Origin of the sequence: Klebsiella sp. ZJOU C1 (assembly GCF_035620215.1) — a bacterium.
GTDB classification, from domain to species: domain Bacteria; phylum Pseudomonadota; class Gammaproteobacteria; order Enterobacterales; family Enterobacteriaceae; genus Klebsiella; species Klebsiella variicola.
Window position 1 is genome coordinate 2,062,384 of sequence record NZ_CP141644.1, and the last position, 24,367, is coordinate 2,086,750.

Here is a 24,367-nt window from a genome sequence, read left to right on the forward strand (position 1 = left end):
ATGTTCTCCTTAGCGTGTCGATGCGCACAGTATGCTTCGCAGGCTAATGGTTATCAATTGCATCATTCATGCATTATTGATAATATTTTTATTATCAATTTACATCGCGGAGTTCGGCCATGTCCTTGCGAGCGTTACGCCATTTTGTGGTCGTTGCTGAAGAATTACATATGCATCGGGCGGCAGAGCGGTTACATATCGCCCAGCCCGCCCTCAGCCAGCAGATTAAACAACTCGAGCAGCGCCTGGGCGTGGTGCTCTTCTCTCGCGCTAACCGGCGCCTGACCCTCACCGCCGCGGGCGAGGCCTTCTTGCAGAAGACGCGGCTGGCGCTGGAGATGGCCGATCAGGCGGTCCTGGACGCCCAGCGCACCGCGCGAGGCGAGCAGGGGCGATTGCATCTGGGCTATGTCTCCAGTGCGATGTATGACAGCAAACTGCCGGGGCTCCTGCGCGAGCTGCGCGCTGACTGGCCGGGGATTGAGCTGTCGCTGGTGCAGGGGGATGTGCAAATGCTCTACGAAGCGCTGCTGGATCTGCGTCTGGATATCGCCATCATCCGCGCGCCGCTGGCGTCACCGCCGGACGCGCTGGTGGTCAGGCCATTTGTGCGGGAAAAACTTTGCCTGGCGCTTTATCAACAGCATCCGCTGGCAGGCGTGGGGGCGCTCAATCTGGCCTCGTTGCGCACTGACAACTGGATCTCGCTTGACGATCCGCAGGGCACCGGACTGGAGCAGGTATTTATTGACGCCTGTCGCGTCGCGGGTTTTACGCCGCAGGTGGTGCAGCGAATTAACGATGTCACCTCGATGATTAGCCTGGTCTCCGCCGGGGTGGGGGTGGCGCTGGTGCCGGTCTCGGCGCGGGCCTTACGCCTTGATAACGTGGTGTATATCGATCTCCAGGATCGGCTGGCGGAGAGTGAGCTGAGCATGGTTTACCACCGCCATTTCCGTTCGGCGGTGGTGCGGAAAGTTATCTCGCTGCTTAATGCCGCTGAGCAATAATCCCGCTTAGCGGGTCTTCAGGCGGCCAAAGCTGACAATCCTTGAACGGCCCAGCTCTTTCGCCCGGTACAGCGCGGCGTCCGCTGCGCGCAGCAGGCTGTCGCTTTGGGTGTGCTGCGGGTAGCTGGCGATGCCAATCGACACATCCACCTGGCCTATCTCGGTCAGGCCATCGCGCAGCGTCATATTGTGCACCTGGGTGTAGATCTCGCTGGCGCACTGGTGCGCCCCGGCTTCGTCAATCCCGGGGAGTAGCACTAAAAACTCCTCGCCGCCGTAGCGGAAAGCCATGCCGATATCGCGCACCGCGCGCTGCACAATGGTCGCGACGCTCTTAATCACCAGATCCCCGGCTTCATGGCCGTAGCGGTCATTGATGGCTTTGAAGTGATCGATGTCGATCATCAGGCAGCTCAGCGGGGTGTGGGTATGGACCGCCAGCGCCATCTGCGAGTGCAGCGCTTCATCAAGATGATGGCGGTTACGCAGGCCGGTCAGCGAATCGAACAACGCTTTTTCCAGCAGGGCGCTGCGTAAACGCTGATTGGCGAGCGCCAGCCCCAGCGCTTCGGCCATCAGCTCCAGGTAAGCCCGGGAAGGGGCGTCACTGGCGGTGACGTTCTGAAAGCTCAGCAGACCGATCGCTTCGCCCTGGGCGATGAGCGGTACGCAGAGCGACTGGCCGGCGTGCGCCTCCGGCAGATGATAGCAGGTGATATCGGGCTCACCCTGCACCGGCGGATGGCTGAGTCCCCGCCGTATCGCCCAGCAGTCGTCGGGAGCAAAGGACGTCGTCTCCCCGGCGGGCGACAGCCACTGCGCCACGCAGCGCATCTGCCATGGATCGGTATCCAGAATATACAGTTTACCGGGGATCGTCGGGGCGATGTTCGGCGCGAACAGCTCCGCCACCTTAATCACATCCTCTATGGTTTCACAGCCCTGCAGACGCTGGGTCATACGCGCCAGCAGTTCACGGATCGCCCAGTCGGAGTCGCGCTGCTGCTCCAGCTGCTGGCGGGCCAGGCCGTTCTCGCGAAAAATGCGGATCGCCTGGGCCATATCGCCAATCTCATCCACCTGGGTGAAGTGCGGCGTCTCCACCGCATAGTCCTGGGAGGCGAGACGCTGCACCACGTCGCTCAGACGGACCACCGGGTACAGCACCCGGCGTTTGAGAATGAAGCCGAGGACAAACAAAAACATCAGGGCGGTCAGGCCGACCATGATTTCCGACAGCGTACGCCAGATCCGCGAGCGCTCGGTGGCCTGGTCGATAGCGATGGCGGCGCGATGCTCAAGCATCTGACGGAAGCGATCGATCTGCGTCTGCATGCGCTCCAGTTCGGTCTCATACGCTTTGCCGTACAGCACCGCGATGGCCGCTGGCGCATCGCCGCGGGCGACATGCGTCAGGGCCGCCTGCTGTTCATCCTGAAGCTCATCGGCGATCCGCAGACCATCCTGGAGTAGCGCCAGCTCCTCGCGGCTGGCGCCGTTATCTTTCAGTCCGGCCAGCCGCTGCTCAATGCTTTTGTCGGTCTGCTGCAGTTGCTGATACTGCGTAAGCGTCTCCGGCGAAGGCTTAACCACGTACAGCCGGGCGAGGTCAGACAGCGCCCAGGCGTCGTTTTCCACCTCGTCGGAGAGGGTATCAAAGACCTGGCGCTGTTGTACCGCCTGGCGTTCGACGCGGTCGGCGCTGGAGGCCATAAGCATGGCGCTGCCGGATGCCAGCGTCAGGCCGACGGTGATCCCGTAAGCCCAGTTGGTGATGGTGGCGATTCTCACCCTGTATTTCCTTGCATGCAGATGAAGCTGTTTTAATTATAGAACTCGCCCCCCGCCATGACGGCGGCCTGCCTCAGGGGCGGTGCTCGCTGCGGGGGTGTTCGAGGGTCTGAAGAATGATGGCGTGCAGCGTTTCCGCATGGTGGCGCAAAACGAGAAAGACATCGCTATCCAGAGCGCCATTTATAACATCCGCTTCCATAATCTGTAAGGCCTCCTGCCAGGCCATTCCTTTACGATAAGGGCGATCTTCGGTCAGCGCGGTGAAAATATCGGCGATAGAGATAATACGGTCGGCGAGGGTCAGATGATCTTTTTCGAGATGCAGAGGGTAGCCGCTGCCGTCCAGTTTTTCATGGTGATTCGACGCCCAGTTAATGATGTCGCCGAGCTCGCTGTAGTCGCTGAGGATCTCGCCGGTCATATAGCTGTGCTCGCGCACCTGGCCCAGTTCGTCATCATCCAGTTCGCCCTCTTTTTCGAGGATGGAAAGCGGGATAGAGATCTTGCCGATATCGTGCAGATAGCCGGCAATCTGAATTTGCTGGCAGATGGGCTCCGGCAGTTGCATCCAGCGGGCAAGCTGGCGGGCGATTTCCCCCACCATGATGCTATGGGTGGCGGTAAAGCTGCTGTAGGTGTCGACAATTTTGGCAATCAGCAGGCAGATATCTTTCAGACCATGAATATCCAGATACAGCGTGTTGATGGGACCAATAATTTCCAGCAGCCGTTGAATATGGCCGGGATGAAGGTGCTGCCAGAAGTTCGCATTTTCAGCGACCTCGCACAGCATATCGCACAGCGGCGGATCGATCTCCCGGTGCAGGGAGACGAACTGTTCCACCACCGCCCGTGTGGGCCAGCCGGCCACGTGACTCCCGGCAGGCAGCAGCCGTTCAAAGGCATCGGCGAAATAGACAATATGCTGTTCGCGGCTACCCCGGTGGTCCGGGCTAAAATGGTGATCGCGAATGAAGGGGACAATGGGCAGAAAGGTCACTAACCCTTCCAGCATCGCCGCCCCCTGGCGCTGATGCGGATCGTGGATGTTATCGATGGCATCCAGCGAATGAATGGTGCGTTTATCTCCCAGCACGCCGATATCGTGCAGCAGCGCGGCGCAAAAAATGGTCTGCTGCCGCTCGGCAGGCAGCCCCAGCCTTTGCGCCAGCGTCAGGGCGATTAAGGCCGTTCGTTGCATATGCCGGTGCAGTTCAGGGTTAATGATCTGAATGACTCTGGTCGTCAGCATTAGCGCTGATTTCAGGGCAATACGCATTTCTGTTCTCCGTACGCGTTACCTGGCGGGCAAAAATGACCTCGCGGGTGACGGAAGTGTCGATAATCTGATCGCAATGCGTGTTGTGTAGTTGGCTGCTGAACAGGTTAATACCCAGAATGTATCAGGTTCATAGCGCTGCCCGATTCAGAGCCTGCCGTGCACCAGATTTGGGCGATGTTGATGCGAGAACCTTATTATTGTCTGATAGTTAACCATTTCCCCCCCAAAAAATAAATAAATTCTGGCAAGCCCTTTGCATTAAGCAAGCGTTAGTTTGATTAATGTCTATGAAGGGAGTGACCTGTATGAATTTTAGAGCATTACTTACCATTGCGTTACTGACGATGAGCAGTCTGGCATTTAGCGAGACGCGTCTACCGCATATTGTCATTTTAGCCACCGGCGGGACAATTGCCGGTTCGGCGGCCAGCAATACCCAGACAACGGGTTATAAAGCCGGGGCGATTGGCGTGCAGACGCTGATTAACGCCGTGCCGGAAATGAGTAAAATCGCTCATGTCGAGGGCGAGCAGGTGGCGAATATCGGCAGTGAGAATATGACCAGCGACATTATCCTGGCACTCTCGAAGCGGGTGAATGCGTTATTGGCCCGGGATGATGTCGATGGCGTGGTGATCACCCACGGCACGGACACCCTCGATGAAACCCCTTATTTCCTCAATCTGACGGTCAAAAGCAACAAGCCGGTGGTCTTTACCGCGGCGATGCGTCCGGCGACGGCGATCAGCGCCGACGGGCCGATGAACCTGTTGGAAGCGGTCACAGTCGCCGCCGATCCTGATGCCCGGGGTCGCGGGGTGATGGTGGTGCTGAACGACCGCATCGGCGCGGCGCGCTTCGTCACCAAAACCAATGCCACTTCGCTGGATACCTTCCGGGCGCCGGAGGAGGGCTACCTTGGCGTCGTGGTGGGCGGAAAACCCCAGTTCGAGACGCGCGTGGATAAAATTCACACCCTGCGCTCGGTGTTCGATGTCCGCCAGCTGAAGACCCTGCCGAAGGTGGTGATCATTTATGGTTATCAGGACGACCCGGAGTATATGTACGACGCGGCGATCGCCCATCATGCCGACGGTATTATCTACGCCGGAACCGGGGCGGGGTCGGTGTCGGTACGTAGCGCTGCGGGCATCAAAAAAGCGCAGCAGGCGGGCATCGTGGTGGTTCGCGCCTCCCGTACCGGCAGCGGCGTCGTGCCGCCGGATGACAGCCAGCCTGGGCTGGTGTCCGACTCCCTCAACCCAGCGAAAGCGCGTATTCTGTTGATGACTGCGCTGACGCAAACGAAAGATCCACAGCTGATCCAGCAATATTTCCACACCTACTGATCCTCTGCGGCCAGGGCGTCGCTCACGCCTTCGCTGCGGTTTGCCCCACAGTGACCCGATGTCGGGTCACTGTCTGCGCTAAACGCCGCGCTTTATGCGTATAAGGCGTAAAGAAATATTTTTTTACGGCGGGTGTGGGTGGTATTAAAGTGCAAACAACTGGCAAGACGCTTATTTTTAAAGCATCTTTAAATAAGTCTATTCTTAATTATTCCCTTAAGGCGATTTTAATATTCCTTATGCCGACGGATAAAAAATGTTTCACTCTGAAGCGGGAGTGCTTTAATTCTTTCGCGGTACAGACGACGATCTTGTGGACGCGGGCAGGCTGCGGGCCACGTGGCTGAGCGGGCTCAGTCCCCGGCAGACAAGGCGTTCTCGCGGCGGGTTTCGGTTATGCCTGTTAGTAACGCTGATGATTAGCGTGAAAATGATATGCACGATGAATATATTAAGAAGAGGATAAGATTTAAGTTTACATTTGGTAACATTTGTGCCGCAATTATGTTTTTTTGTCAGCAAGTTGTTTTTTACTTGCCGGAGGGAATTTCAGCGGATTAGTATTGTCGAACTTGCTGTACGTACCGCCTAATGATGATAAATGGATTCTGTTTTCCTTAAGCGTTACCACATAATTAATGTTTACAGGAAAAATCATGGCCTGCGTATTTAATAAACAACTTTTACACCCGCGCAACTGGCTGACCTGGTTTGGGCTCGGCATCCTCTGGTTAATCGTGCAACTGCCTTATCCGCTGCTGCATTTTATTGGCACCAGCGCGGGTCGCCTCTCCCGACGCTTTCTCAAACGCCGCGAACATATCGCCCGGCGCAATATTGAGCTCTGCTTCCCGGACATGTCGCCGGCGGCGCGCGAGACCCTGATCGATCAAAACTTTATGTCGCTGGGAATGGGGCTTATCGAAACCGGCATGGCCTGGTTCTGGAGCGACGAGCGGGTCAAAAAATGGTTTGATGTCGAAGGATTTGCCAACCTTAATCATGCGCTTAGCGGCGGCAAAGGGGTGATGGTGGTCGGTGTGCACTTTATGTCGCTGGAGCTGGGCGGGCGCGCGATGGGGCTGTGCCGTCCAATGATGGCCACTTATCGTCCGCACAACAGCCCGCTGATGGAGTGGGTGCAAACCCGTGGTCGCCTGCGTTCGAACAAAGCGATGATCGATCGCAACAACCTGACCGGTCTGGTGCATGCCTTAAAATCAGGTGAAGCGGTGTGGTTTGCTCCCGACCAGGATTACGGTCCTAAGGGCAGCGTGTTTGCGCCGTTTTTCTCTGTCCCACAGGCGGCGACCACCAACGGCACCTATGTTCTGTCTCGTTTATCGGGTGCGAAAATGCTGAGTATCAGTATGGTGCGCAAGCTGGATCGCCAGGGCTACAGCCTGCATATTAGCGAAGTAATGAATGATTATCCGGGTGAAGATAAGCAGATCGCTGCCGGCTATATCAACAAGGTGATCGAGCGCGAGATTTTGCGTGCCCCCGAGCAGTATCTGTGGGTGCACCGTCGTTTTAAAACCCGCCCGCTGGGTGAACCTTCCGTCTATTAACCTTCCCGCACAGGCTGCGCTTTCAAAATCCCGACAGTTGGGGTAACGTGAGCCGGATCATGTTTTAGTCGTGCGCGAAGGAGTGCAGAGTGTTCGCTGAGTTTGGTGTTCTGAATTATTTGACCTACCTGGTCGGGGCGGTGTTTATCATCCTCGTTCCTGGCCCTAATACGTTTTTTGTGCTGAAGACGGGCATTGCCCACGGCGTGAAGAAAGGCTATCTGGCGGCGGCGGGCGTCTTTATTGGCGACGCGGTGCTGATGTTTCTGGCCTTTGCCGGCGTGGCGACGCTGATTAAGACCACGCCGGTGCTGTTTAACGTCGTCCGCTACCTCGGGGCGATCTACCTGCTGTGGCTGGGGGGTAAAATGCTCTACGCGGTGCTGACCCAGCGCGATGGCCAGGCCGACGCCAGCGCGGAGCCGGCGAGCGCGATCCTCAAGCGCTCTCTGACCCTGAGTCTGACCAATCCGAAAGCGATTCTGTTCTATGTGTCGTTTTTCGTGCAGTTTATCGATGTCAACGCCAAAGCGCCCGGCGTGGCGTTCTTTATTCTGGCGCTGACCCTCGAGGTGATTAGCTTCTGCTATATGAGCTTTTTGATCCTCTCCGGCTCGTTTGTCACCCGCTACGTTAAAACCCGCAAGAAGCTGGCCAAACTTGGCAACAGCCTGATTGGTCTGGTTTTCGTTGGGTTCGCCGCGCGCCTGGCTACCCTGCAGTCCTGATCCCCTCGGGCCGGTTACCCGCTGACCGGCCCGCCGTCTCTTATTCTGCCCTGTAACAAAAACCCTTCATTTTTTATTGCATTGGTGTTACATATACAGCCGTTTATCGCTCAGCAAAAAGGAAGCCCCGATGATTCTGCAAAAACTCCTCAGCAATAAAAACTGCAAAAAATACTGTCTGTCGCTCGCGGCGGTGTTTGCTATCGCGCTGGCGGTGGTGGGGCGGGCGACCTTCGGGGGCGTGGTGAGCGAGTACAATATGCCGTACTCAGAGTGGACGACGTCCATGTTCTTCCTGCAGGGGGCGATGGTGACGGTTTACAGCATTGTCTTTACCGCGCTCTTCGCTATCCCCCTCGGCTTTATTTTCCTCGGCGACGAGCGCCAGGATTAAGCGTCAACGGGCGAACCGCGGTTCGCCCTGTCTTTTCGGCTCATCAACAGCCTGAAGGATTAATCATCGTCATGATAGTGATGATGGTGGTGATGGCGATGGGCGTGGTACCCATCGTCAATAATGCATCCCGATAACAGCGTGCACAGCGCAATAATCAACGGTAACACGATCGGTTTTTTCATCCCTTACTTCTCCCGCTATTCTGCTTTCCCCGGGGCAGAGAATGCCGCGGTGGATAACGTGAGTGTAAAGGGTTAACTTGTTGATGGGATAGGATAACTCCGCAATATCGCCGCCGCGATCACCACCAGCCGAACTGGCTGCCGGCCACCGCCACGATGGCGACAACCAGCATAATAATGGTGCTTTTTTTCATTATGCCCCACCCGGCGCCGCATAGCCGCCGACAAAAAACCAGCCGAGAAAGACGACGGCGATGATAAAGATCGCCACCGGGAAAAGAATACCCAATTTCATGATAGTGTCCCTGTACCCACGAATGATGCCCTGCATGATACTGGATATCGCGGTACTTTAGTCAATATGAATGAAATTCTCCTGACGGCGGGACTTCTTATCCTGGTACATCGCCTCATCGGCGGCGCGTAAGGCCGCTTCAACATCGATACTCTGCGGATCGCAGATGATCACCCCGAAGCTGGCGCCTTCATAGTCGATATGCTGTTCGCCGAGGAAGTAGACGCCGCACAGGGCCTGGCGCAGGATCGCGACATACGCTTGCTGCGCCGCGGGCTCCTGGGCGCTACCGACGATCAAAAACTCATCGCCGCCAAGACGACCAACGATATCCTCACGGCGCGCGACGGCGGTGAGTCGTTCGCCGACCTGTACCAGGAAGCTGTCGCCGCACGGATGACCGAACCGATCGTTAATGGCTTTAAAACCGTCGAGATCGATAAAAATCAGTGACACCTGCTGCTGCTGGGCGCGGGCGGAGGCAAAGCGTAGCGCCAGCTGCTTAAACAGCGCACGGCGATTAGGAAGCTGGGTGAGCTCATCGGTCGACGAGTGCAGCTCCAGCGCGACGTTAGCCGCCTGCAGCTGTTGCACCAGGGTGTCTTTTTCCACGTAGTGGGAAATGAGCTTCGCGAACAGGCCCATCACCTGTTCACCTTCGAGATTATAAGGTTGCTTCTGTCGGCTGGTGGCGCAGAGGGTACCGAACAGCGAGCCATCGGCCAGGCGGACGGGAATGCTTAAAAAGGTGGCGATCCCCAGCTCCTGGGCGGCGATGCAGGAGTGCCAGCGATGGGCCACGTCGTTGCTAAACGTGCACTGATCCTCAAGGGCGCGTTTGCACAGGGATTCATCCCAGGGGACGGAGAATCCTTCCGGGATCTGCATCTCGCTGCTGTTATGGGCGAACATCACCTGCTGCCGCTGGGCGTTGATATCGATGCGGGTAAGATAGGTGGACTCCATTCGGGTCACCGCCTCAAGCATCTCCAGCAGCTGGCGCACCAGGGTTTCCAGGGACTGTTCCGCAGCGAGGGTTTGCGACACCCGGGCAAGAATAAAATCTGACATGAATAATACAGCTCCAGCACGCCAAACGTCACCCCAGCATAATGGGCTGCAAACGGACATCAGCGTCGAATAAACAGTGATATTTTTAAATTTATCACATCTGTTTGGGGAATACTTGTCCACGCGGCAGGAAAAAAAGCCCCGTCGGGGGCGACGGGGAAAAACTCATTGATTATGGAATGATCTGTTCTCTGGTCAGTTCGAGAACAGGGGCTACTCTACGGGGGAAAAGTGCAGGCAAGATGGAGAAAACGTGGAGATTCAGGCTAAAATCCCCGGGCATTCAGGAAAGGGAGGAACGATGAAAAAGTTACTGGCTATTCTGCCACTGGTATTAGCCGGCTGTGCCCAGCCGCAGTCCACCGCGCCGACGAAAACCATCGGCATGGCCAATCCCGCGTCGGTGTACTGTCAGCAATCCGGCGGTACCCGGGTGCCGGTGCAAACGCCGCAGGGCGTTAGCACCCAGTGCAAACTACCCAGCGGCGAAACCCTCGACGAGTGGGCGCTGTGGCGCCGGGATCATCCGGCTAAATCGTAACCGGCAGGGCCGCCAGCCAGGCGGCCAGCACCTGGGCATGATTCTGCTCGGTGTTCTTCGCAGCGTACAGCAGCGTCAACGGCTGGCGCTGCGCCAGCGCCGCCAGCCGCAGGCCCGTTTCACGATGGGCGTCGAGCTCCTGGCGATAGCGCTGGCTGAAGTGGGCGAAATCGATCGCTTCGCCGTGAAAGGCTTTTCGCAGCTCAGCGGAAGGCGTTAACGCCTTACACCACTCATCACAGGCCAGCGCCTCTTTTTTAATCCCCCGCGGCCAGAGACGGTCGACCAGCACCCGGTAGCCGTCGCTGCTTTCCTGCGGGTCATACACCCGTTTACATTGAATCATCATCCTGCTCCCTCTGTGCCATCCAGGCGAGCAACTGCGGGATTTGCCCGTCGGAAAATACCGTGATGCCGTGAGCGCGCAGCAGATCGGCCGCGACCCCGGCGCCCGCTTTGCGTCGTCCGCGAAAGGAGCCGTCATAGACAAACTGGCTGCCGCAGGTAGGGCTGCCATCGGTGAGTAACGCTGCCTGACAGCCCGCTTCCCGGGCGGCGCTGAGCGCCAGCCAGGCGGCCAGCTGGTAATGTCCCGTGACGTCGCGGCCGTCGCTTTCCACGATCCGCGCCCGCCCGGCAAGGACATCTCCGCCTGCGCCGCCGACGATCTCCGCCGGCAGACGGGGCGTGGACAGACCGGCCGCCAGCTCCGGGCAGTGGATCACCAGCCGCCCCGTCTGCTGCCAGCGGGACAGCGTCGCCGCCAGCTGTGCCTTCTCGCTACCGTTATACCGCACCTGGAATCCCATCAGGCAGGCGCTGACCAAAAGCTTACTTTTCATCCTTTCTCCCTTTCACGCTTGCTCCAGTATACCTTACCCGCCGGCGGGGGCGGTGGGGCGAAAATAAGGATTGTGTTCCACTGGAGGGATCGCTATCCTGACGTGCCTTGTGCTGCTCGTCTCGTCCAGACATAAGGAACCTGCTATGAAACCCCCTTTACGCCTCGCCCTCGTCGGCGATTATCACCCCGATATTGTTGCCCATCAGGCCATTCCCCTGGCGATAGACGATGCTGCCGCCGTGCTGGAGCAGCCGGTGAAATATGATTGGCTCGCCACCCCGTCGATCGTCTCCGGCGAGGCGCTGGCCGAGTACGATGCCGTCTGGGTCGTTCCCGGTAGCCCGTATCGTCATCCGCAGGGGGCCTTTACTGCGATCCGCTATGCCCGCGAAAACGGCATCCCTTTCCTCGGCACCTGCGGCGGCTTTCAGCACGCGGTGATTGAATACGCCCGTAACGTGCTCGGCTGGCAGGATGCCGGTCATGCGGAAACTGACAGCGAAGGGCGGATGGTGATCGCTCCCCTTAGCTGTTCGCTGGTGGAGACCTCCGCCGTCGTCGAGCTGCGGGCGAATACGCTGATTGCCCGCGCCTATGGCCGGGAGAGCATTGAAGAGGGCTACCACTGCCGGTACGGGGTGGACAGCGCGTTTGCCGGAGAGCTGGAACAGGGCGATCTGCGCGTCACCGGCTGGGATGAAGAGGGTGAGATCCGCGCCGTCGAGCTGGTGACGCACCCGTTTTTTGTCGCCACGTTGTTCCAGCATGAACGCCACGCGCTGGATGGGCGTCCCTCGCCGCTGGTCCAGGCGCTGATTCGCGCCGCGGCACAATAAACCTACCGGCAGCGGGCGCTGCCGGTCATCTTCAGGAATGGATTTCCCGGTCACGTCCGGCGAGGGCGCCGCAGACCGCCATCACCAGCGAAATCAGCGCCACCGCCAGCAGCGGAATATGCCAGTCGCCATTGGCATCGTGGATCTTACCCATCAGCGGCGGCCCGCAGGCGGCCAGCAGATAGCCGACGCTCTGCGCCATCCCTGACAGCGCCGCGGCCTGGTGCGCCGAGCTGGCGCGCAGGCCGATAAACGTCAGGCCGAGGATCATGGTAGCTCCGGAGCCAAAGCCGAACAGCAGCGTCCAGCCGATCGCCAGCCCTGGCAGCAGCCACAGCCCGGCGGCGCTGATGGCGCACATCAGGGCGACCAGCACCGCGATCCCACGCTGGTCGCGCAGCCGATGCAGGATCAACGGTATCGCCAGACCTGGCGCGGCGGTCGCCAGCTGCAGCAGGCCATGCAGCGAGCCGGCCTGCGCTTCGCTATAGCCCATACTCTGTAGAATCGACGGCAGCCAGCCGATAATCACGTAATAGACCAGCGAGTTGATGCCGAGGAACAGCGTCACCTGCCAGGCCAGCGCCGACCGCCAGATCCCCCGATTATGCATGGCGCCTGAGCCGGTCAATGGCGCCTCCGCCCGGCGCCGGGACTGTGGCAGCCAGCTGAGGAGCGCCAGCAGCGGGAAGACCATCAGCAGCAACAGCGCGCCGCGCCAGCCGAATCCGGCCATTGCCACGGGAACCACCAGCGCCGAGCCGAGCGCCGCCGCGCCGCCCATCGTCAGGGAATAGGCGCCGGTCATCCGCGCGACATGCTGCGAGAAATCGCGTTTAATCAGCCCGGGCAGCAGGACATTGCCCAGCGCAATACCGCAGCCGATCACCGCCGTGCCGATAAACAGCAGTGCAGCGGAGGGCAGGGAGCGCAGGGCAATGCCGGCGCAGATTAGCAGCATCGCCAGCAGCAGGCTGCGTTCCATGCCGAACCGGCGGGCAACTCCTGCCGCCAGCGGCGAAACAAGGCCAAAGGCCAGCAGCGGCAGGGTAGTGAGTAGCCCGGTCTGCGCGGTGGTCAGGCCATAGTCGCTACGAATCGCGTCCAGCAGCGGCGCCGCGCCGGTAAAGACCACGCGCAGGGTAGTGGCGATGAGCAAGATACCGGCAATCAGCAGCGCGGGGCGGCGGCCGGTAGAGGAGATCACAGAAGACATATCATTCTCAAGGTAACTAACGAGGGGGTTACGATAGCGACTTTGTCCTCTGTTTAAATCAAGCTAAAATGACAGATTATCGCTAATATCGGACAACATGATGATCGGACTGGGTCTGGATGGTTATGAACCGGACAGTGGCCACGAATCGGCCATTGCCTTTCGTATTCAGGTGGTGGAGGCGGAGCAGTATATTCCGGCGCATTCTCACCGTAAGGGGCAGCTGATCCTCGCCCTGCACGGCGCCTTGACCTGCGAGGTGGAGAACGCGATGTGGATGGTGCCGCCGCAGTATGCGGTGTGGGTCCCGGGACAGCTTTCCCACAGTAACCGCGCCACCCCCGGCGCCCAGGTGTGTTTCCTGTTCATCGAACCGGGCGCCGCGCCGATGCCGGACCGCTGCTGTACGTTAAAGATTTCTCCGCTGGTGCGGGAGCTGATCCTCACCCTGGCGGAACGCGGCGGGGAGTTGCTGGCCGCCCCTGCCACGGCCCGGCTGGTGCAGGTTCTGTTTGATGAGCTGCCCCGGCAGCCGCAGGAGCACCTGCAGCTGCCGGTATCAAACCACCCGAAAATTCGTCAGATGGTGACGATGATGGCCGAGGATCCGGCGCGCTGGCAGACCCTGAGCCAGTGGGCGGCGGTGTTTGCGATGAGCGAGCGCAATCTGGCCCGCCTGGTAGTGCGCGAAACGGGGCTGAGCTTTCGCCGCTGGCGCCATCAGCTGCAGCTGATCCTCGCGCTACAGCTGCTGATCCGCGGGCAGACGGTGCAGCAAACGGCTCAGGCGCTGGGCTACGATTCCACCACCGCCTTCATCACCATGTTTAAAAAAGGGCTCGGACAGACGCCGGGCCGCTATCACGGCAGCCTGGCTACGACTTCCCAATAAACAATGAGATGATCCCGGCGGCAATCAGCGGTCCGACCGGGACGCCGCGAAACAGGGCGACGCCGAGTACCGTGCCGACCAGCAGCCCGGCCACCAGATGCGGCTGGGAGCCCATCAGGGAGACACCGCGCCCGCCGAGCCACGAAACAAACACCCCGACCGCAATCGCCAGCAGTGATTTCCAGTTCATAAAGGAGTGGATCAGCGTCGAGGGCGGCAGCGTACCGCTGGCGATAGGCGCCATCACGCCGATGGTTAAAATAATGATCCCGACGGTCAGCCCCTGTTTCTCAATCCAGGGAAAGAAGGTGTTCAGCGGTGTAACGCGCACGATAATCAGCACGAGGATAGAGATCGCTACGGTGGTGTTATGGCTGATAAAGCCGAGCGCCGCCAGACCCAGCAGGATCAACAGGGTGGTATCAAACATGTACAGAGGTCCTTGCCAAAAAAAGAAAGCCAAAAAATATCCCGCTTACTCTACGCATCGTGGCGTGAATAAACAGGATTTTTACGCCATGCGGCGAAAATCAGGGCGGATGCCCGGTTAGCTAAGGCGGCGAAAGGTCGCGATCTCCGGTCGGGCGATATGTAAATAATCCTCGGTATCGAGAATGATCGACCGATCCAGGCGTCCAGCGTTAAAGGCGATTTGTGGAAAGCGCTCAAACAGCAGCGGGTCGGCCACCAGCCGCAGCGCCGGATGGAAGCTGAAGGGGGGAATGGCGCCGAACACGCAGGCGGTGAGGGCATCCACTTCCGCCGGACTGGCCAGCGAGGCTTTGCTGCCGCCGATATGCCGGGCCAGGCTGGCGAGATCGGCCTGCTGATCGGCGGCGAGGATCGCCAGCACATGCTGGTTGACGCCGTTTCCTTTTACTTTACAGACTAGCGCTTTTGCGCCCTGGCCAAGCGCGGTGCCGCGGATCGCCGAGACGGCTTCGCACTGGCCGACCGCGTCATGCGCCATCACCCGGTAGCGCGCCTGGTGTTCGTCGAGCAGCGCGCACAGCCGCTGGTGGATATTACCTTCTACTGCTTCAAGCATAGCGTCCTCCTGACATCATCAAGCCGCCAGCTTAGCGCTGTTGCGTCAGCCTGCCAACGGTGGGCCGGGAAATTCACCATTCGCTCATTATTGCTTCACAGTGCTGTGGTGCAATCTCGCAGGCGCAGCAGATGAGTTTTGTAAATAAAAAAAAGAATGATTTTCATTTTCAATCGAACTTTTTTTATTTCGCTCAGTCTCTATCGGACGACACAGAATATTAATAATTGCCGTAATGAGGTTAGGATGATGCACGATGCAACCATGCAGGGTTCCCCACGCAAGAAGTTTAATAAAATAAGGGAGCTCAACAGACGGCGGAATTACTTTACTAAGAAAGTACGTAATGCCCTGCGGGTGGGAGTGGCGAAAGCGCTCTGGGACCGCCGACGCCGGCAGCCGGTGGATTTGTCGTCCGCGAAAACTGTCTTACTCATGCGCAATGAGGGGGCGGTCGGCGATGTGGTGGTGGATTCCGCGCTGGTAAAATGCCTGCATCAGTCAGGTTATATCGTTGATTTTCTACTGACGACCTCTAACTGCCAGGTGATGCGCTATAACCCGCGGATCCGCCATATTTATGAAGCTGAGCCGGTCAATTCCGCTGACTTTTTGCGTAAATTTAACCATAACGTTCCCCGCGACGTCATTAATGAACTGGCTAATAATAAGTACGATATTATTATTGACCCTTCGCTGTTCGATATTCCCGTGCATCGCCTGCGGCTTTTTCGACAAATAAAAGCCAAATCAGTACTCGGGTTTAATAAATGGCCATCGATTAAACATTACTCTCACTCTTTTGATTTTGACTGCCAGCGCTGGCACGTAACGAAGACGTTCGCGTTGATCGCCGACTATCTCCAACTGGACACCCGCGCTCTGGACACTTACGACCTGGCGGTGCCCGGGCCGATTATGCAGGAGGTGGCGCAGTATCTGGCGTCGCTGAGCGGAAAAGCGGTAGTGATTAATATTTTTGCCGGCCATGCCGACCGGAGTCTCTCCCAGACGCAGCTGGCCGAACTGCTCGACAAGCTGCGGGCTCGCCATCCGGGGCTGGCGGTTATTCTGCTCGATCACCGGCGTGAGATCCGCATCTCGCTGCCGCCGGAGGTGGTGATTAATCCGTTTAACACGCTGCACCATGCGATGGCGCTGATTGCCCAGGCGGAGCTGATTATCTCTCCGGACACCTCGGTGGTGCATATGGCGGCGGCGTGGAACAAACCGCTGATCGCGGTCTATAAGGACGTTCTGCTCAATAACCGGCTGTGGGCCCCGGGCTATGACAACGCCAGGCAGATCATTGTTAAATGCGGGAAGGTCCATCAGCATCGCGAGCTGGTGGATAGAATTATAGCGGCGCTACCGGAGACGCTGTGAGGGCGATGAGGGGAGGCTGGTAGGGCTCACCTGCTGGCCGTATGCAAGAGCCAGCAGGTGAGCGAAGGTTGCATTGCCAGTCTGCAACCGCCGCTATTGTACTGTTGCCCGCTGCTCTGACACATCCGGGAAAGCTCTTAAAGAGATGGCCGCCGCCAACGACGGGCGGCTTCACTCTTCAGTGAGCCACATATCCGCTTCTTCAAACATCTCCTGCACCGTACGGCTGATCAGCTCTTTTTCATGCTTGCTGGCGTCGGTGTTGATCGCCGGCAGCGTCATCATCGGCTTCACCCGCACTTCCGCTTCCGGGAAAATGCGCTGCATGCGTTTGGTCAGTTCGTTAAGAATGGCCTCTCTGGCACCCGGCAGCCCGGCAAAATTGCGCTTGTCATAAATCAGTTCCACAAACATCTTCTGTCCTCTGTATGCTGATCGCGGGCGATAGTTTTACTGTATTAATGTACAGTGTCAAGCGAATGCCGCGGTGCTGCTCATCCGCAACCTCGTGCGGTAGACGGGCTGCGCGCAAAAGCAGCACCTCGTCCGCCGGCGGTCAGGCAGGCCTCACTGACGAGCGGAGGGGATTTCCGCGCTGCAAAGGCGTTATCGCTGATTGCGTAGGCCTGGTAAACGCAGTGACCTTCACCCGAAGCGATGTCATTACCTGCGTACATTCATTTCGCGACGGGCAGGTCTGAATATCGGGTGGTGTAAGCCGGGGAAAGCATTTCACGCTTCATCGCCCAGGATTTTTCGATCCCCTGACCGGCAAACCAGACCTTTCCTTTCCCGGATTGATTTAATTGGTCGATAACGTCCATTAACGCAGCACTATTTTTGCGCGGCGCGTTATCGTCAAATAAGTTTAGCTGCGCTATGCCATTACTGAAGAAATCAGCAAGCATAACACCGGCTTTCATATATCGATAACCATCAATCCAAATTCTCTGCAGGCAGTTTGTGGCACAATTTATAATGTCACGGGTATCATTAGACGGCGTTAATAGCTTCATTGACGCTTGGTTGCCATAATATGTTTCATTAACGGCGTGCGGACTCGTCCGGACAAATACGCTAACGAAGCGGCAAAATTGATGCTCACTGCGTAATTTTTCTGCTGCTCGCTCAGCATAGGCGCAAATGGCTTGATGCATATCTGAATACTGCGTTACCCGGTTGCCAAAAGAGCGACTACAAATAATCTGTTGTTTTGTTGGGGAAAATTCTTGTAGCTCAAAACATGGCTCACCACGCAGTTCGCGAACGGTCCTTTCCAGCACCACATTGAAGTGCTTTTTTATGACCCATAATGAGCTTTCTGCCAGATCCAGAGCGGTATTAATACCCATTAAATTAAGTTTTTTACTCATTTTTCGCCCAACGCCCCAGACCTCTTCAACAGGGACAAGGGCGAGTAGCCTGCGTTGGCGCACAATATTGGATAAGTCGACAACGCCGCCCGTGCCGCGCCATGTCTTGGCGGCATGGTTAGCGAGCTTGGCTAATGTCTTGGTTTGCGCAATACCTACGCCCACCGTTAAGCCAGTATTTTTCAATACGTGAGTTCTTATTTCATGGCCGAAGGTGGATAAGGGGACGCAATTCATTACTCCGGATAAATTAATAAAGGCTTCATCGATGGAGTAGATTTCTATTGACGGAGACATTGCCGTGAGCGTTTGCATAACACGGTCACTGAGGTCGGCATAAAGCGCATAGTTAGAACTGAAAAAATGAACACTGGAATAATAAGGGTTATTTTTTATTTTAAAGAAAGGTTCGCCATTTTTTATACCGAGGGATTTTGCTTCGGCAGAGCGAGAAATAATGCAACCATCGTTATTGGACACGACCACAATAGGCTTCCCCTTTAAATCAGGGCGAAAAACCGTTTCACAAGAAGTATAGAAGTTATTGACATCGACGAGGGCAAACATAATTATTTATGCGCTTTAATGCTAAAAATGACCACGCCAAATATTTCTAATTCTTCGGCATTATGAAACGAAATGGAAGCGTAATCGCGATTGTGCGGCACTAGCTGTAAAAAAGGATGAGTGCGAAGTTCTTTCACGGTGAATTCACCTGCGATAGCCGCAATGACGATATCACCATGTACGGCAGACAGTGAGCGGTCAACCACTAAAAGGTCTCCATCACTGATGCCGGCATCACGCATAGACTCTCCGCTGACTTTGATGAAGTAGGTAGCACTCGGATGTTTTATCAATAATTTATTGAGATCCAGCCTGTCCTCAACATAATCCTGAGCGGGGCTGGGAAATCCGCAGGGTACCCTCTCGGAGAAGAGGGGGAGCATGAGTGGGGGCGAAATCTCAGTTGGCCGAGTAAACTGCATGGTATCGATCCTCGAATACTGTTTTTATATACAGTATTATTGAATGTGCTGATGGATCAAGGCGCACGTGACGTTGTTTTTATAACTACATGAATATAATGATGATTTATGTAAAGCATGCCATGTGGTGTTGTTGCTGAACTGCCATCGCTGTGTAGCGCGACCAGTACGCCCAGGTTGATGTTTGCCCGGTAAGATGACCGCGGTATTACATGGAGCATGATCGACTATTTTTTCACCCTCTCTTCGGTATTTAATGTTATTGAGAAGGCAATAAGATATGACAATATCTCATTAAAAGATATTTATAAAATATTGTCGCCTTTACCTTACAGAATAAATAAACATTATTTATTTTAACTAAAACGTCTTGACAAATTTGAGGTTGAGGATAAATTTGAGCAGTCGCTCTAATTTATCGTCATCATCTTCGGGATCCGAAAGTGATACGTTGTGATTAACCATGAAACTACATAATCAGGGGATCTACTGACATGAAAATTTTTTTCCAGGGCACCAGACTTAAAAAAGCAAAAATACTAACGGTTGCCTTTTCTTTCGCCTTTTTCACCGCATCGGTGCTGGCAAAGCCCTCGCAATCAGAGAGTTATAATGTCGCCGTTTATCGCGGGGAGGCCGGGTGCCCAGGCTGTTCTGAAATGGTGGTAAAATCGCTGGTCGCGACAGGCCTGCCTCTGCACATCTCTTATGTTGGCGAAAAAGAAAAGCTGAAATTAAATGTGCAAACACTGAAAAAATTCGACCTCTATATTCAACCTGGCGGCGGTCAGGATATACCCGGATCTTATCAAGCCCTGGGTGATGAAGGGGCAGAGGCTATCCGTAATTTTGTGAAAAGCGGCAAATCCTTTCTTGGTCTTTGTATGGGGGCCTATCTTGCCGACAAAGACTGGATAGGGCTTATTGATGCGCCTTTAGAGTCAGAGGTGGGAAGACCCGGTTCGCAGGCCGTTGATGAAGGCGATTATACCCTGCAACTGACATGGAATAATAAACAAGAGCCTTTTTACTACCAGGATGGGCCTTATCTCAACAGTAGTATCTCAAGTACTGGATTCCAGCCGATCGCTTACTACAAGAATGGAGATATCGCCATTGGTAAGTACCGGTATGGTAAGGGAAACATCATCCTGTCAGGTCCGCATCCTGAAGCCGATGAGACCTGGATAGACAGCGCTGCGCCAGGGAATACGACGGCAGAAAGTAAAATGCAGCGTATTTTAAGTTATCTCAATATAAAAAAGGGTTAACTGATACGCTACCTTGCTTCACCCACTCAGAAATCTTTTTTAAGTATTTTAAAGGCAAGCTCAGATATTTCATTAAGAAAAATGCTGCGTCTGTCTTCTGAATAATCGAGGATCAGCAAGCTGGAATACCCATCAATTAATGTGTTTATTTGTCTGGCTGAGGTAGCGGCGTTTTCCGCAAGGAACTCGCCTTCCTGCATCCCTACGCTAATGATGCCTTCAAGAATAGTGATCCATTGCAGGGAGTGATCGTGCACTAATTTAGCATAATCCGCATCGCGTGCTGCCATTGGCCATAGTTCAAGGTAGAGCAGCCAGTGTGCCGAAGGTGCATCGGGTAACAGCGTTCTGATATAGAGGTTTACTCTTTCACTAGCGCTCATTTTTTCTGACGCGTTTAAAAACGCATGACATTCTTGTATGTCATTTTCAAACATATACTGAATAGTGGATTTCTTGAGCGTTTCCCAGTCTCGATAATAGTGATAGATATGACTTCTGGAAATATTCATTTTCTGCGTCAAATCACGGGTTGAGACATTGCTAAACCCTTTTTCTCTGAACAGTTGTAGCGCAGCTATTTTTATCAACTCAGAAAAATTGGCCGTTTTCAATATTTCAACCTTAATCACTATCCATTAAAGCGCGAACTATATCATAATTTCTGAAACCTTGCACGTGTTCAACATTCGGGGATAGCTGTTAGCATTGTGTTTTTTATAGAATTAACAAAATAACGAAAATCTATTTTGTGGGTCTGGTATAAATTCAGCTGCAGGGAGGTTGCTTTATTATTAGCTATGCGCAGGATGCTATTCCTGCCGCGTGCGGTAGTGGCCGCAACGGTGGAGTGGAAAACCGGGAAAGAGAACGTCGCTATTACCCGGTGAGCTATCATGATGACAACGTGCTTATCGGCAAGGTAGGCGATAAGCACGGCATTTTTCAGACCGAGCGTGGTTTGCCGCCGCGTGGGTAGCCGCTGCGCCACCACACGCTTTTAACGCAATTGCGCGCAGGCGCCCGCTATCCGCTGGCAGGCTTGGGTTAGCAGGCCATCTTCTATCGCATACGCAATACGCAAATACCCCGGCATTCCAAACGCGGAGCCGTGTAAAACGGCCACCTGGGTTTGTTCTAATAGCCAGTTCGCCAGCGCGCTGTCGTTGCGAAGGATTTCGCCGCCAGGGGTCATCCGGCCCATGAGCGCCTGGCAGTTAGCAAACACATAGAATGCCCCCTGGGGAGCGGTGGCGCTCAGGCCATCGGTGGCGGCAATCATTCCCAGCACCTGCTGGCGGCGTTTATCTAACACGTTGAGCCAGCCGTCGAAGAAATTGGCTGAGTGGTTAAGCGCTGCGACCGCCGCAGCCTGCGAAATACTGCTGGGGTTGGAGGTGCTTTGTGATTGCAGGATCTGCATGGCGGCAATCAGCCATTGCGGCCCTCCCGCATAGCCCAGACGCCAGCCGGTCATGGCGTGGCTTTTGGACACACCGTTTACCGTCAGGGTACGTGAAACCATCTGCGGGGCGGCCTGGGCAAAAGTGGTAAAAGGGATATTGTCATAGCGCAGCGGCTCGTAAATATCGTCGGCCATCACCAGCACCTGTGGGTAATCCGCCAGCACCGCAGCCAGGGCACGCAGTTCCTGCTCGCTGTAAATCGCCCCCGTCGGGTTGCCCGGCGAGTTGAGGATCAGCCAGCGCGTTGATGGGGTGAGGGCGGCGGCCAGTTGTTCCGGCGTCAGCTTCCAGCCGTTTTGTTCATCACAGGGCACAATCACCGGTTCGCCATCGGCCAGAGAGACCATATCCGGATACGAGACCCAGTAGGGGGCGGGAATGATGACCTGCTGCCCGGCGTCGAGGGTGGCCAGAAAAGCATTGAAAATAAGCTGCTTGGCGCCACTGCCTGCGATGATCTCTTGCGGACGGTAATGCAACTGATTGTCGCGAGCGAACTTGGCGGCAATGGCCTCCTTTAACGCGGCGGTGCCGGAAACGGCGGTATACTTAGTCTGATGATGCACGATCGCTTCAATGCCCGCATAGCTGATATGGGCCGGGGTAGCAAAATCCAGTTCTCCTTCGCCCAGGTTGATAACCGGCTTGCCTGCGGCTTCCAGTGCCCGTACCTGGTCAGAAATGACCGCTGTCGGTGAAGGGCGTACAGATTGCATACGACGGGCGATTTGACTGTTATTCATAAATCCTCTTTTGTATCTAATGATTCAATTAATACAATTAGGTCCCCAACCTCAGCAGGAAACTCGCCGTGTCACCGATCTTTATTCTCGATAACACCTCTGCGCCCGCTCGCTACGGTATTACCGCCAGCCTGTGGGCTAATCGTCTTGGACTACCTCTCTGGAGCCTTCGCCCCGACTTCGCCGGCGATGTTCCCGACAGCCATCAGCACGTCATTCGTGCCGGGTACTGCGTGACCAGCGGCCTCTGGCGCAGCGATACGCTGCGTGAAGAGGTGCGCGATATAGCCAGCCTGCCTGAGTCAGATGCTGTCATTGTGCTGGCGTCCTCGCAGGCAGCGCTTATCGCCGACCTGCCGGGCCAACGGCTGTTCAGCGATGACCGCAACCAGCGCCTGACGCTCAGCGACGGGCAACATACGGTGTTAGACCTCACCGCCGATCGCTATGGTCGCTGGGATGCCGGGGAGCCATCCTCTGCCGGGACGTCCTTGCGCATCGCACTGATTGGCCGTGAGTCAGACCACCGTCTGGTCTACCCCGCCACGCTTGGCTCACTGGGTGATGCCGCGGCGTCGCTGGGGCTGAACCTGGAGGTCCATTTCTTCGCGCCGGTCAGTCTGTCCCCTGGGTTACACGACCTCCACGACGTCCAGGGCGTCGTGTTGCCAGGCGGTTCCTCGATGGCCGCCGTCAAGGGACAAATCCGCGTGGCGGAAGATACGCTTGCCCGCGGACAGCCCACGCTGGGGTTATGCCTGGGAATGCAGAGCATGATGACCGCAGTCGTGCGCCGACGTCCGGGTTGCGAATCAGCCATTCCCGCCGAAGTGGCTCCGGATGAGGCTCTGCACAGCTTTGTTCCCTTTGTTGATGGCCGTCATCGCTGCGGCGTATTCCCTTTTTCCTTCGGGTTGATCCCCGGTGATATCCGCGAAATGCACTACAACCATCGCTACTGCTTTAACACCGACTTATTACCGGCGCTGGATCGCAGCGGGGTCAGCGTCAGTGCGCAAACGGACGATATCGTGGAGGCCATCTCCCAGCCGGAACTGCCGTTCTGGCATGGTGTGCAGGGGCACCCGGAACTGATGTCCCGCCCGGATGCGCCCCATCCGCTGTTCGTCGCCTTTTTACGGGCGGCGCTTAACGCGCCAGCGTAACGCCGCTACGGCTGTCGCTGGCAAGCGCCGACATGACGTGAGTCAGCTCCGCCAGCGCCGCGTCGTCGATCGGTTTTAACGGTGCGCGTACGGTGCCGCCGTTAAAACCGCGCAGCGCCATCGCCGCTTTCACCAGCTGCGGCTGACCATGTTTGCGCGCCAGCGCGCGATACGCGTACCACAGCTGATGCAGATCGCGGGCCGTGGCGGCATCGCCCTGTTCCACGGCCCGGAAGGTATTGATAATCAGCTCCGGCAGCGCGCCGCTGTTGGTGGTGCTGATGCCGTCAAACCCGGCCATCATTGGCCCGAGGAAGGCCAGATCGGAAGCACAGAACAGGCGCAGACGCCCACGCAGACGGTTGGCAATCTGGTCGATGGCGGTGGGGTTGAGATCGCCCTGTTTGATGCCGACCACGTTGGGGATCTCTGCCAGTTGTTCCAGCAGCGCCGGGGAGAGGGTGATGCCGATGCCCGGCGCGTTGTACACCAGGATGCCGGTTTTGGATAAGGGAGCCATCTCTTTGAAGTAGCTGACGATCTGTTGGTCAGTGATTTCGCTAACAAAGGGCGCGGTCACCATCGGCAGGCCGCCCAGCTCGCTTGCCAGCAGCGTCAGCTCGCGGGCATCGCGCGGGTCGGCGCTGGCGCTGCACAGCATGACCGCCACGCGGTCATCCACACAGGCCATGACTTGATGAAACAGCTCACGGCGTTCTTCGACGGTCATCACCGGGAATTCACCGTAGGTGCCGCCAATCAGCAGACCGTCATAACCCAGACCAATCACGCGTTCAATATTTTCACGTAACGCCGGAAAGTCGATCGCGCCGCTGGCGGTGAACGGGGTGACGGTGATGTTGAAAATACCGCGCAGGCGTTCACGGCATTCATTGATATCTTTCATTTTTCTTTCC

Annotated in this window: 28 protein-coding genes and 1 pseudogene; 11 read left to right on the plus strand and 18 right to left on the minus strand. The window is 56.3% G+C overall.

Going from position 1 to position 24,367, the window contains the following annotated elements; translation table 11 throughout:
• The first annotated feature begins 119 nt into the window (after positions 1–119).
• A complete protein-coding gene (locus SPE70_RS09735) occupies positions 120–1,010 on the plus strand; it encodes a LysR substrate-binding domain-containing protein (protein WP_008807694.1) in 891 nt (296 codons plus the stop codon).
• Positions 1,011–1,016: 6 nt separating this feature from the next.
• Here SPE70_RS09735 and SPE70_RS09740 read toward each other — a convergent pair whose 3' ends face one another.
• Together SPE70_RS09740 and SPE70_RS09745 are read right to left on the minus strand one after the other, a co-directional pair.
• Positions 1,017–2,801 (minus strand): sensor domain-containing diguanylate cyclase, encoded by a 1,785-nt coding sequence (locus SPE70_RS09740; protein ID WP_064170192.1) that lies wholly within the window; start codon positions 2,799–2,801, stop codon positions 1,017–1,019.
• A 73-nt stretch (positions 2,802–2,874) separates the two neighbouring features.
• Complete coding sequence (locus SPE70_RS09745; RefSeq protein ID WP_022066222.1) at positions 2,875–4,083, minus strand: HD domain-containing phosphohydrolase; 1,209 nt, start codon at positions 4,081–4,083, stop codon at positions 2,875–2,877.
• 308 nt (positions 4,084–4,391) lie between these two features.
• On the opposite strand from SPE70_RS09745, the gene fraE reads away from it, so the two are divergent.
• The 4 genes from fraE to SPE70_RS09765 all read left to right on the plus strand — a co-directional run bounded on the left by fraE (position 4,392) and on the right by SPE70_RS09765 (position 8,128).
• Positions 4,392–5,435: a fructose-asparagine asparaginase gene (gene fraE, locus SPE70_RS09750; protein WP_016160699.1), complete on the plus strand. Its 1,044-nt coding sequence runs from the start codon at positions 4,392–4,394 to the stop codon at positions 5,433–5,435.
• Positions 5,436–6,091: 656 nt separating this feature from the next.
• Entirely contained in the window at positions 6,092–7,006 is a 915-nt protein-coding gene (gene lpxP / locus SPE70_RS09755) for a kdo(2)-lipid IV(A) palmitoleoyltransferase (protein ID WP_008807690.1), read from the plus strand.
• 89 nt (positions 7,007–7,095) lie between these two features.
• On the plus strand, positions 7,096–7,734 hold the full coding sequence (gene leuE, locus SPE70_RS09760; protein ID WP_004203730.1) for a leucine efflux protein LeuE: 639 nt from the start codon (positions 7,096–7,098) through the stop codon (positions 7,732–7,734).
• A 130-nt stretch (positions 7,735–7,864) separates the two neighbouring features.
• Entirely contained in the window at positions 7,865–8,128 is a 264-nt protein-coding gene (locus tag SPE70_RS09765) for a DUF2534 family protein (protein ID WP_004203731.1), read from the plus strand.
• 59 nt (positions 8,129–8,187) lie between these two features.
• On the opposite strand, the gene SPE70_RS09770 is transcribed toward SPE70_RS09765, so the two are convergent.
• From SPE70_RS09770 to SPE70_RS09780, 4 genes are all read right to left on the minus strand, one after another.
• The gene (locus SPE70_RS09770) at positions 8,188–8,313 is read right to left on the minus strand and encodes a hypothetical protein (protein ID WP_012542130.1); all 126 of its coding nucleotides are present in this window, start codon (positions 8,311–8,313) and stop codon (positions 8,188–8,190) included.
• A gap of 119 nt (positions 8,314–8,432) precedes the next feature.
• Entirely contained in the window at positions 8,433–8,507 is a 75-nt protein-coding gene (gene yoaJ / locus SPE70_RS26410) for a protein YoaJ (protein ID WP_004892898.1), read from the minus strand.
• Positions 8,507–8,608: a YoaK family small membrane protein gene (locus SPE70_RS09775; protein ID WP_004150782.1), complete on the minus strand. Its 102-nt coding sequence runs from the start codon at positions 8,606–8,608 to the stop codon at positions 8,507–8,509. The genes yoaJ and SPE70_RS09775 overlap by 1 nt, the downstream gene beginning before the upstream one ends.
• 57 nt (positions 8,609–8,665) lie before the next feature.
• The gene (locus SPE70_RS09780; RefSeq protein WP_022066221.1) at positions 8,666–9,679 is read right to left on the minus strand and encodes a sensor domain-containing diguanylate cyclase; all 1,014 of its coding nucleotides are present in this window, start codon (positions 9,677–9,679) and stop codon (positions 8,666–8,668) included.
• A 301-nt stretch (positions 9,680–9,980) separates the two neighbouring features.
• Here SPE70_RS09780 and SPE70_RS09785 point away from each other — a divergent pair, with 301 nt between their 5' ends.
• Entirely contained in the window at positions 9,981–10,220 is a 240-nt protein-coding gene (locus SPE70_RS09785) for a putative hemolysin (protein ID WP_008807687.1), read from the plus strand.
• Here SPE70_RS09785 and SPE70_RS09790 read toward each other — a convergent pair.
• Together SPE70_RS09790 and SPE70_RS09795 are read right to left on the minus strand one after the other, a co-directional pair.
• On the minus strand, positions 10,210–10,548 hold the full coding sequence (locus SPE70_RS09790; protein WP_168443357.1) for a DUF488 domain-containing protein: 339 nt from the start codon (positions 10,546–10,548) through the stop codon (positions 10,210–10,212). The genes SPE70_RS09785 and SPE70_RS09790 overlap by 11 nt on opposite strands.
• Positions 10,549–10,552: 4 nt before the next feature.
• Positions 10,553–11,062, minus strand: a complete 510-nt coding sequence (locus SPE70_RS09795; RefSeq protein ID WP_012968516.1) for a 2-thiouracil desulfurase family protein — start codon at positions 11,060–11,062, stop codon at positions 10,553–10,555.
• Positions 11,063–11,207: 145 nt separating this feature from the next.
• Here SPE70_RS09795 and SPE70_RS09800 point away from each other — a divergent pair, with 145 nt between their 5' ends.
• The gene (locus SPE70_RS09800) at positions 11,208–11,900 is read left to right on the plus strand and encodes a CTP synthase C-terminal region-related (seleno)protein (protein WP_049164006.1); all 693 of its coding nucleotides are present in this window, start codon (positions 11,208–11,210) and stop codon (positions 11,898–11,900) included.
• Positions 11,901–11,931: 31 nt separating this feature from the next.
• On the opposite strand, the gene SPE70_RS09805 is transcribed toward SPE70_RS09800, so the two are convergent.
• The gene (locus SPE70_RS09805; protein ID WP_162493322.1) at positions 11,932–13,107 is read right to left on the minus strand and encodes a CynX/NimT family MFS transporter; all 1,176 of its coding nucleotides are present in this window, start codon (positions 13,105–13,107) and stop codon (positions 11,932–11,934) included.
• A gap of 106 nt (positions 13,108–13,213) precedes the next feature.
• Between SPE70_RS09805 and SPE70_RS09810 the strand changes: the two genes are divergently transcribed.
• The gene (locus SPE70_RS09810; RefSeq protein ID WP_008807682.1) at positions 13,214–14,008 is read left to right on the plus strand and encodes an AraC family transcriptional regulator; all 795 of its coding nucleotides are present in this window, start codon (positions 13,214–13,216) and stop codon (positions 14,006–14,008) included.
• Here SPE70_RS09810 and SPE70_RS09815 read toward each other — a convergent pair.
• The 3 genes and pseudogenes from SPE70_RS09815 to SPE70_RS09825 form a co-directional block, all read right to left on the minus strand.
• Entirely contained in the window at positions 13,992–14,438 is a 447-nt protein-coding gene (locus SPE70_RS09815) for a DUF441 domain-containing protein (RefSeq protein WP_012968512.1), read from the minus strand. The genes SPE70_RS09810 and SPE70_RS09815 overlap by 17 nt on opposite strands.
• Before the next feature lie 117 nt (positions 14,439–14,555).
• Complete coding sequence (locus tag SPE70_RS09820) at positions 14,556–15,056, minus strand: YbaK/prolyl-tRNA synthetase associated domain-containing protein (RefSeq protein WP_008807680.1); 501 nt, start codon at positions 15,054–15,056, stop codon at positions 14,556–14,558.
• Positions 15,057–15,151: 95 nt separating this feature from the next.
• Positions 15,152–15,311, minus strand: a pseudogene (locus tag SPE70_RS09825) (hypothetical protein).
• Between SPE70_RS09825 and SPE70_RS09830 the strand changes: the two are divergent.
• Entirely contained in the window at positions 15,306–16,442 is a 1,137-nt protein-coding gene (locus tag SPE70_RS09830) for a glycosyltransferase family 9 protein (RefSeq protein WP_168443356.1), read from the plus strand. The pseudogene SPE70_RS09825 and the gene SPE70_RS09830 sit on opposite strands and share 6 nt — an antisense overlap.
• Positions 16,443–16,613: 171 nt before the next feature.
• Here SPE70_RS09830 and SPE70_RS09835 read toward each other — a convergent pair whose 3' ends face one another.
• The 3 genes from SPE70_RS09835 to umuD all read right to left on the minus strand — a co-directional run bounded on the left by SPE70_RS09835 (position 16,614) and on the right by umuD (position 18,804).
• Positions 16,614–16,856, minus strand: a complete 243-nt coding sequence (locus SPE70_RS09835) for a DinI family protein (protein ID WP_002901096.1) — start codon at positions 16,854–16,856, stop codon at positions 16,614–16,616.
• 263 nt (positions 16,857–17,119) lie between these two features.
• The gene (gene umuC, locus SPE70_RS09840; RefSeq protein WP_008807677.1) at positions 17,120–18,382 is read right to left on the minus strand and encodes a translesion error-prone DNA polymerase V subunit UmuC; all 1,263 of its coding nucleotides are present in this window, start codon (positions 18,380–18,382) and stop codon (positions 17,120–17,122) included.
• A 2-nt stretch (positions 18,383–18,384) separates the two neighbouring features.
• On the minus strand, positions 18,385–18,804 hold the full coding sequence (gene umuD, locus SPE70_RS09845; RefSeq protein WP_008807676.1) for a translesion error-prone DNA polymerase V autoproteolytic subunit: 420 nt from the start codon (positions 18,802–18,804) through the stop codon (positions 18,385–18,387).
• Positions 18,805–19,298: 494 nt separating this feature from the next.
• Here umuD and SPE70_RS09850 point away from each other — a divergent pair, with 494 nt between their 5' ends.
• On the plus strand, positions 19,299–20,075 hold the full coding sequence (locus SPE70_RS09850) for a BPL-N domain-containing protein (protein WP_023339960.1): 777 nt from the start codon (positions 19,299–19,301) through the stop codon (positions 20,073–20,075).
• A gap of 26 nt (positions 20,076–20,101) precedes the next feature.
• On the opposite strand, the gene SPE70_RS09855 is transcribed toward SPE70_RS09850, so the two are convergent.
• A complete protein-coding gene (locus SPE70_RS09855; protein WP_022065835.1) occupies positions 20,102–20,689 on the minus strand; it encodes a TetR/AcrR family transcriptional regulator in 588 nt (195 codons plus the stop codon).
• Between the two features lie 386 nt (positions 20,690–21,075).
• Complete coding sequence (locus SPE70_RS09860) at positions 21,076–22,284, minus strand: pyridoxal phosphate-dependent aminotransferase (RefSeq protein WP_023322391.1); 1,209 nt, start codon at positions 22,282–22,284, stop codon at positions 21,076–21,078.
• A 68-nt stretch (positions 22,285–22,352) separates the two neighbouring features.
• On the opposite strand from SPE70_RS09860, the gene SPE70_RS09865 reads away from it, so the two are divergent.
• Positions 22,353–23,450 carry a glutamine amidotransferase-related protein gene (locus tag SPE70_RS09865; RefSeq protein ID WP_023322392.1) on the plus strand — a complete coding sequence of 366 codons (1,098 nt, stop codon included), beginning with the start codon at positions 22,353–22,355 and terminating at the stop codon, positions 23,448–23,450.
• On the opposite strand, the gene SPE70_RS09870 is transcribed toward SPE70_RS09865, so the two are convergent.
• Positions 23,434–24,357, minus strand: a complete 924-nt coding sequence (locus SPE70_RS09870; protein ID WP_023297410.1) for a dihydrodipicolinate synthase family protein — start codon at positions 24,355–24,357, stop codon at positions 23,434–23,436. The genes SPE70_RS09865 and SPE70_RS09870 overlap by 17 nt on opposite strands.
• Positions 24,358–24,367 lie beyond the last annotated feature (10 nt).

Bases quoted from the DNA above. Each gene is read 5' to 3' on its own strand.
- SPE70_RS09735 (WP_008807694.1), top strand. From the start codon at position 120: ATGTCCTTGCGAGCGTTACGCCATTTTGTGGTCGTTGCTGAAGAATTA.
- SPE70_RS09745 (WP_022066222.1), bottom strand. From the start codon at position 4,083: ATGCGTATTGCCCTGAAATCAGCGCTAATGCTGACGACCAGAGTCATT.
- fraE (WP_016160699.1), top strand. From the start codon at position 4,392: ATGAATTTTAGAGCATTACTTACCATTGCGTTACTGACGATGAGCAGT.
- lpxP (WP_008807690.1), top strand. From the start codon at position 6,092: ATGGCCTGCGTATTTAATAAACAACTTTTACACCCGCGCAACTGGCTG.
- SPE70_RS09765 (WP_004203731.1), top strand. From the start codon at position 7,865: ATGATTCTGCAAAAACTCCTCAGCAATAAAAACTGCAAAAAATACTGT.
- SPE70_RS09770 (WP_012542130.1), bottom strand. From the start codon at position 8,313: ATGAAAAAACCGATCGTGTTACCGTTGATTATTGCGCTGTGCACGCTG.
- SPE70_RS09775 (WP_004150782.1), bottom strand. From the start codon at position 8,608: ATGAAATTGGGTATTCTTTTCCCGGTGGCGATCTTTATCATCGCCGTC.
- SPE70_RS09780 (WP_022066221.1), bottom strand. From the start codon at position 9,679: ATGTCAGATTTTATTCTTGCCCGGGTGTCGCAAACCCTCGCTGCGGAA.
- SPE70_RS09785 (WP_008807687.1), top strand. From the start codon at position 9,981: ATGAAAAAGTTACTGGCTATTCTGCCACTGGTATTAGCCGGCTGTGCC.
- SPE70_RS09795 (WP_012968516.1), bottom strand. From the start codon at position 11,062: ATGAAAAGTAAGCTTTTGGTCAGCGCCTGCCTGATGGGATTCCAGGTG.
- SPE70_RS09800 (WP_049164006.1), top strand. From the start codon at position 11,208: ATGAAACCCCCTTTACGCCTCGCCCTCGTCGGCGATTATCACCCCGAT.
- SPE70_RS09810 (WP_008807682.1), top strand. From the start codon at position 13,214: ATGATGATCGGACTGGGTCTGGATGGTTATGAACCGGACAGTGGCCAC.
- SPE70_RS09815 (WP_012968512.1), bottom strand. From the start codon at position 14,438: ATGTTTGATACCACCCTGTTGATCCTGCTGGGTCTGGCGGCGCTCGGC.
- SPE70_RS09820 (WP_008807680.1), bottom strand. From the start codon at position 15,056: ATGCTTGAAGCAGTAGAAGGTAATATCCACCAGCGGCTGTGCGCGCTG.
- SPE70_RS09830 (WP_168443356.1), top strand. From the start codon at position 15,306: ATGCACGATGCAACCATGCAGGGTTCCCCACGCAAGAAGTTTAATAAA.
- SPE70_RS09835 (WP_002901096.1), bottom strand. From the start codon at position 16,856: ATGTTTGTGGAACTGATTTATGACAAGCGCAATTTTGCCGGGCTGCCG.
- umuC (WP_008807677.1), bottom strand. From the start codon at position 18,382: ATGTTTGCCCTCGTCGATGTCAATAACTTCTATACTTCTTGTGAAACG.
- umuD (WP_008807676.1), bottom strand. From the start codon at position 18,804: ATGCAGTTTACTCGGCCAACTGAGATTTCGCCCCCACTCATGCTCCCC.
- SPE70_RS09850 (WP_023339960.1), top strand. From the start codon at position 19,299: ATGAAAATTTTTTTCCAGGGCACCAGACTTAAAAAAGCAAAAATACTA.
- SPE70_RS09860 (WP_023322391.1), bottom strand. From the start codon at position 22,284: ATGAATAACAGTCAAATCGCCCGTCGTATGCAATCTGTACGCCCTTCA.
- SPE70_RS09870 (WP_023297410.1), bottom strand. From the start codon at position 24,357: ATGAAAGATATCAATGAATGCCGTGAACGCCTGCGCGGTATTTTCAAC.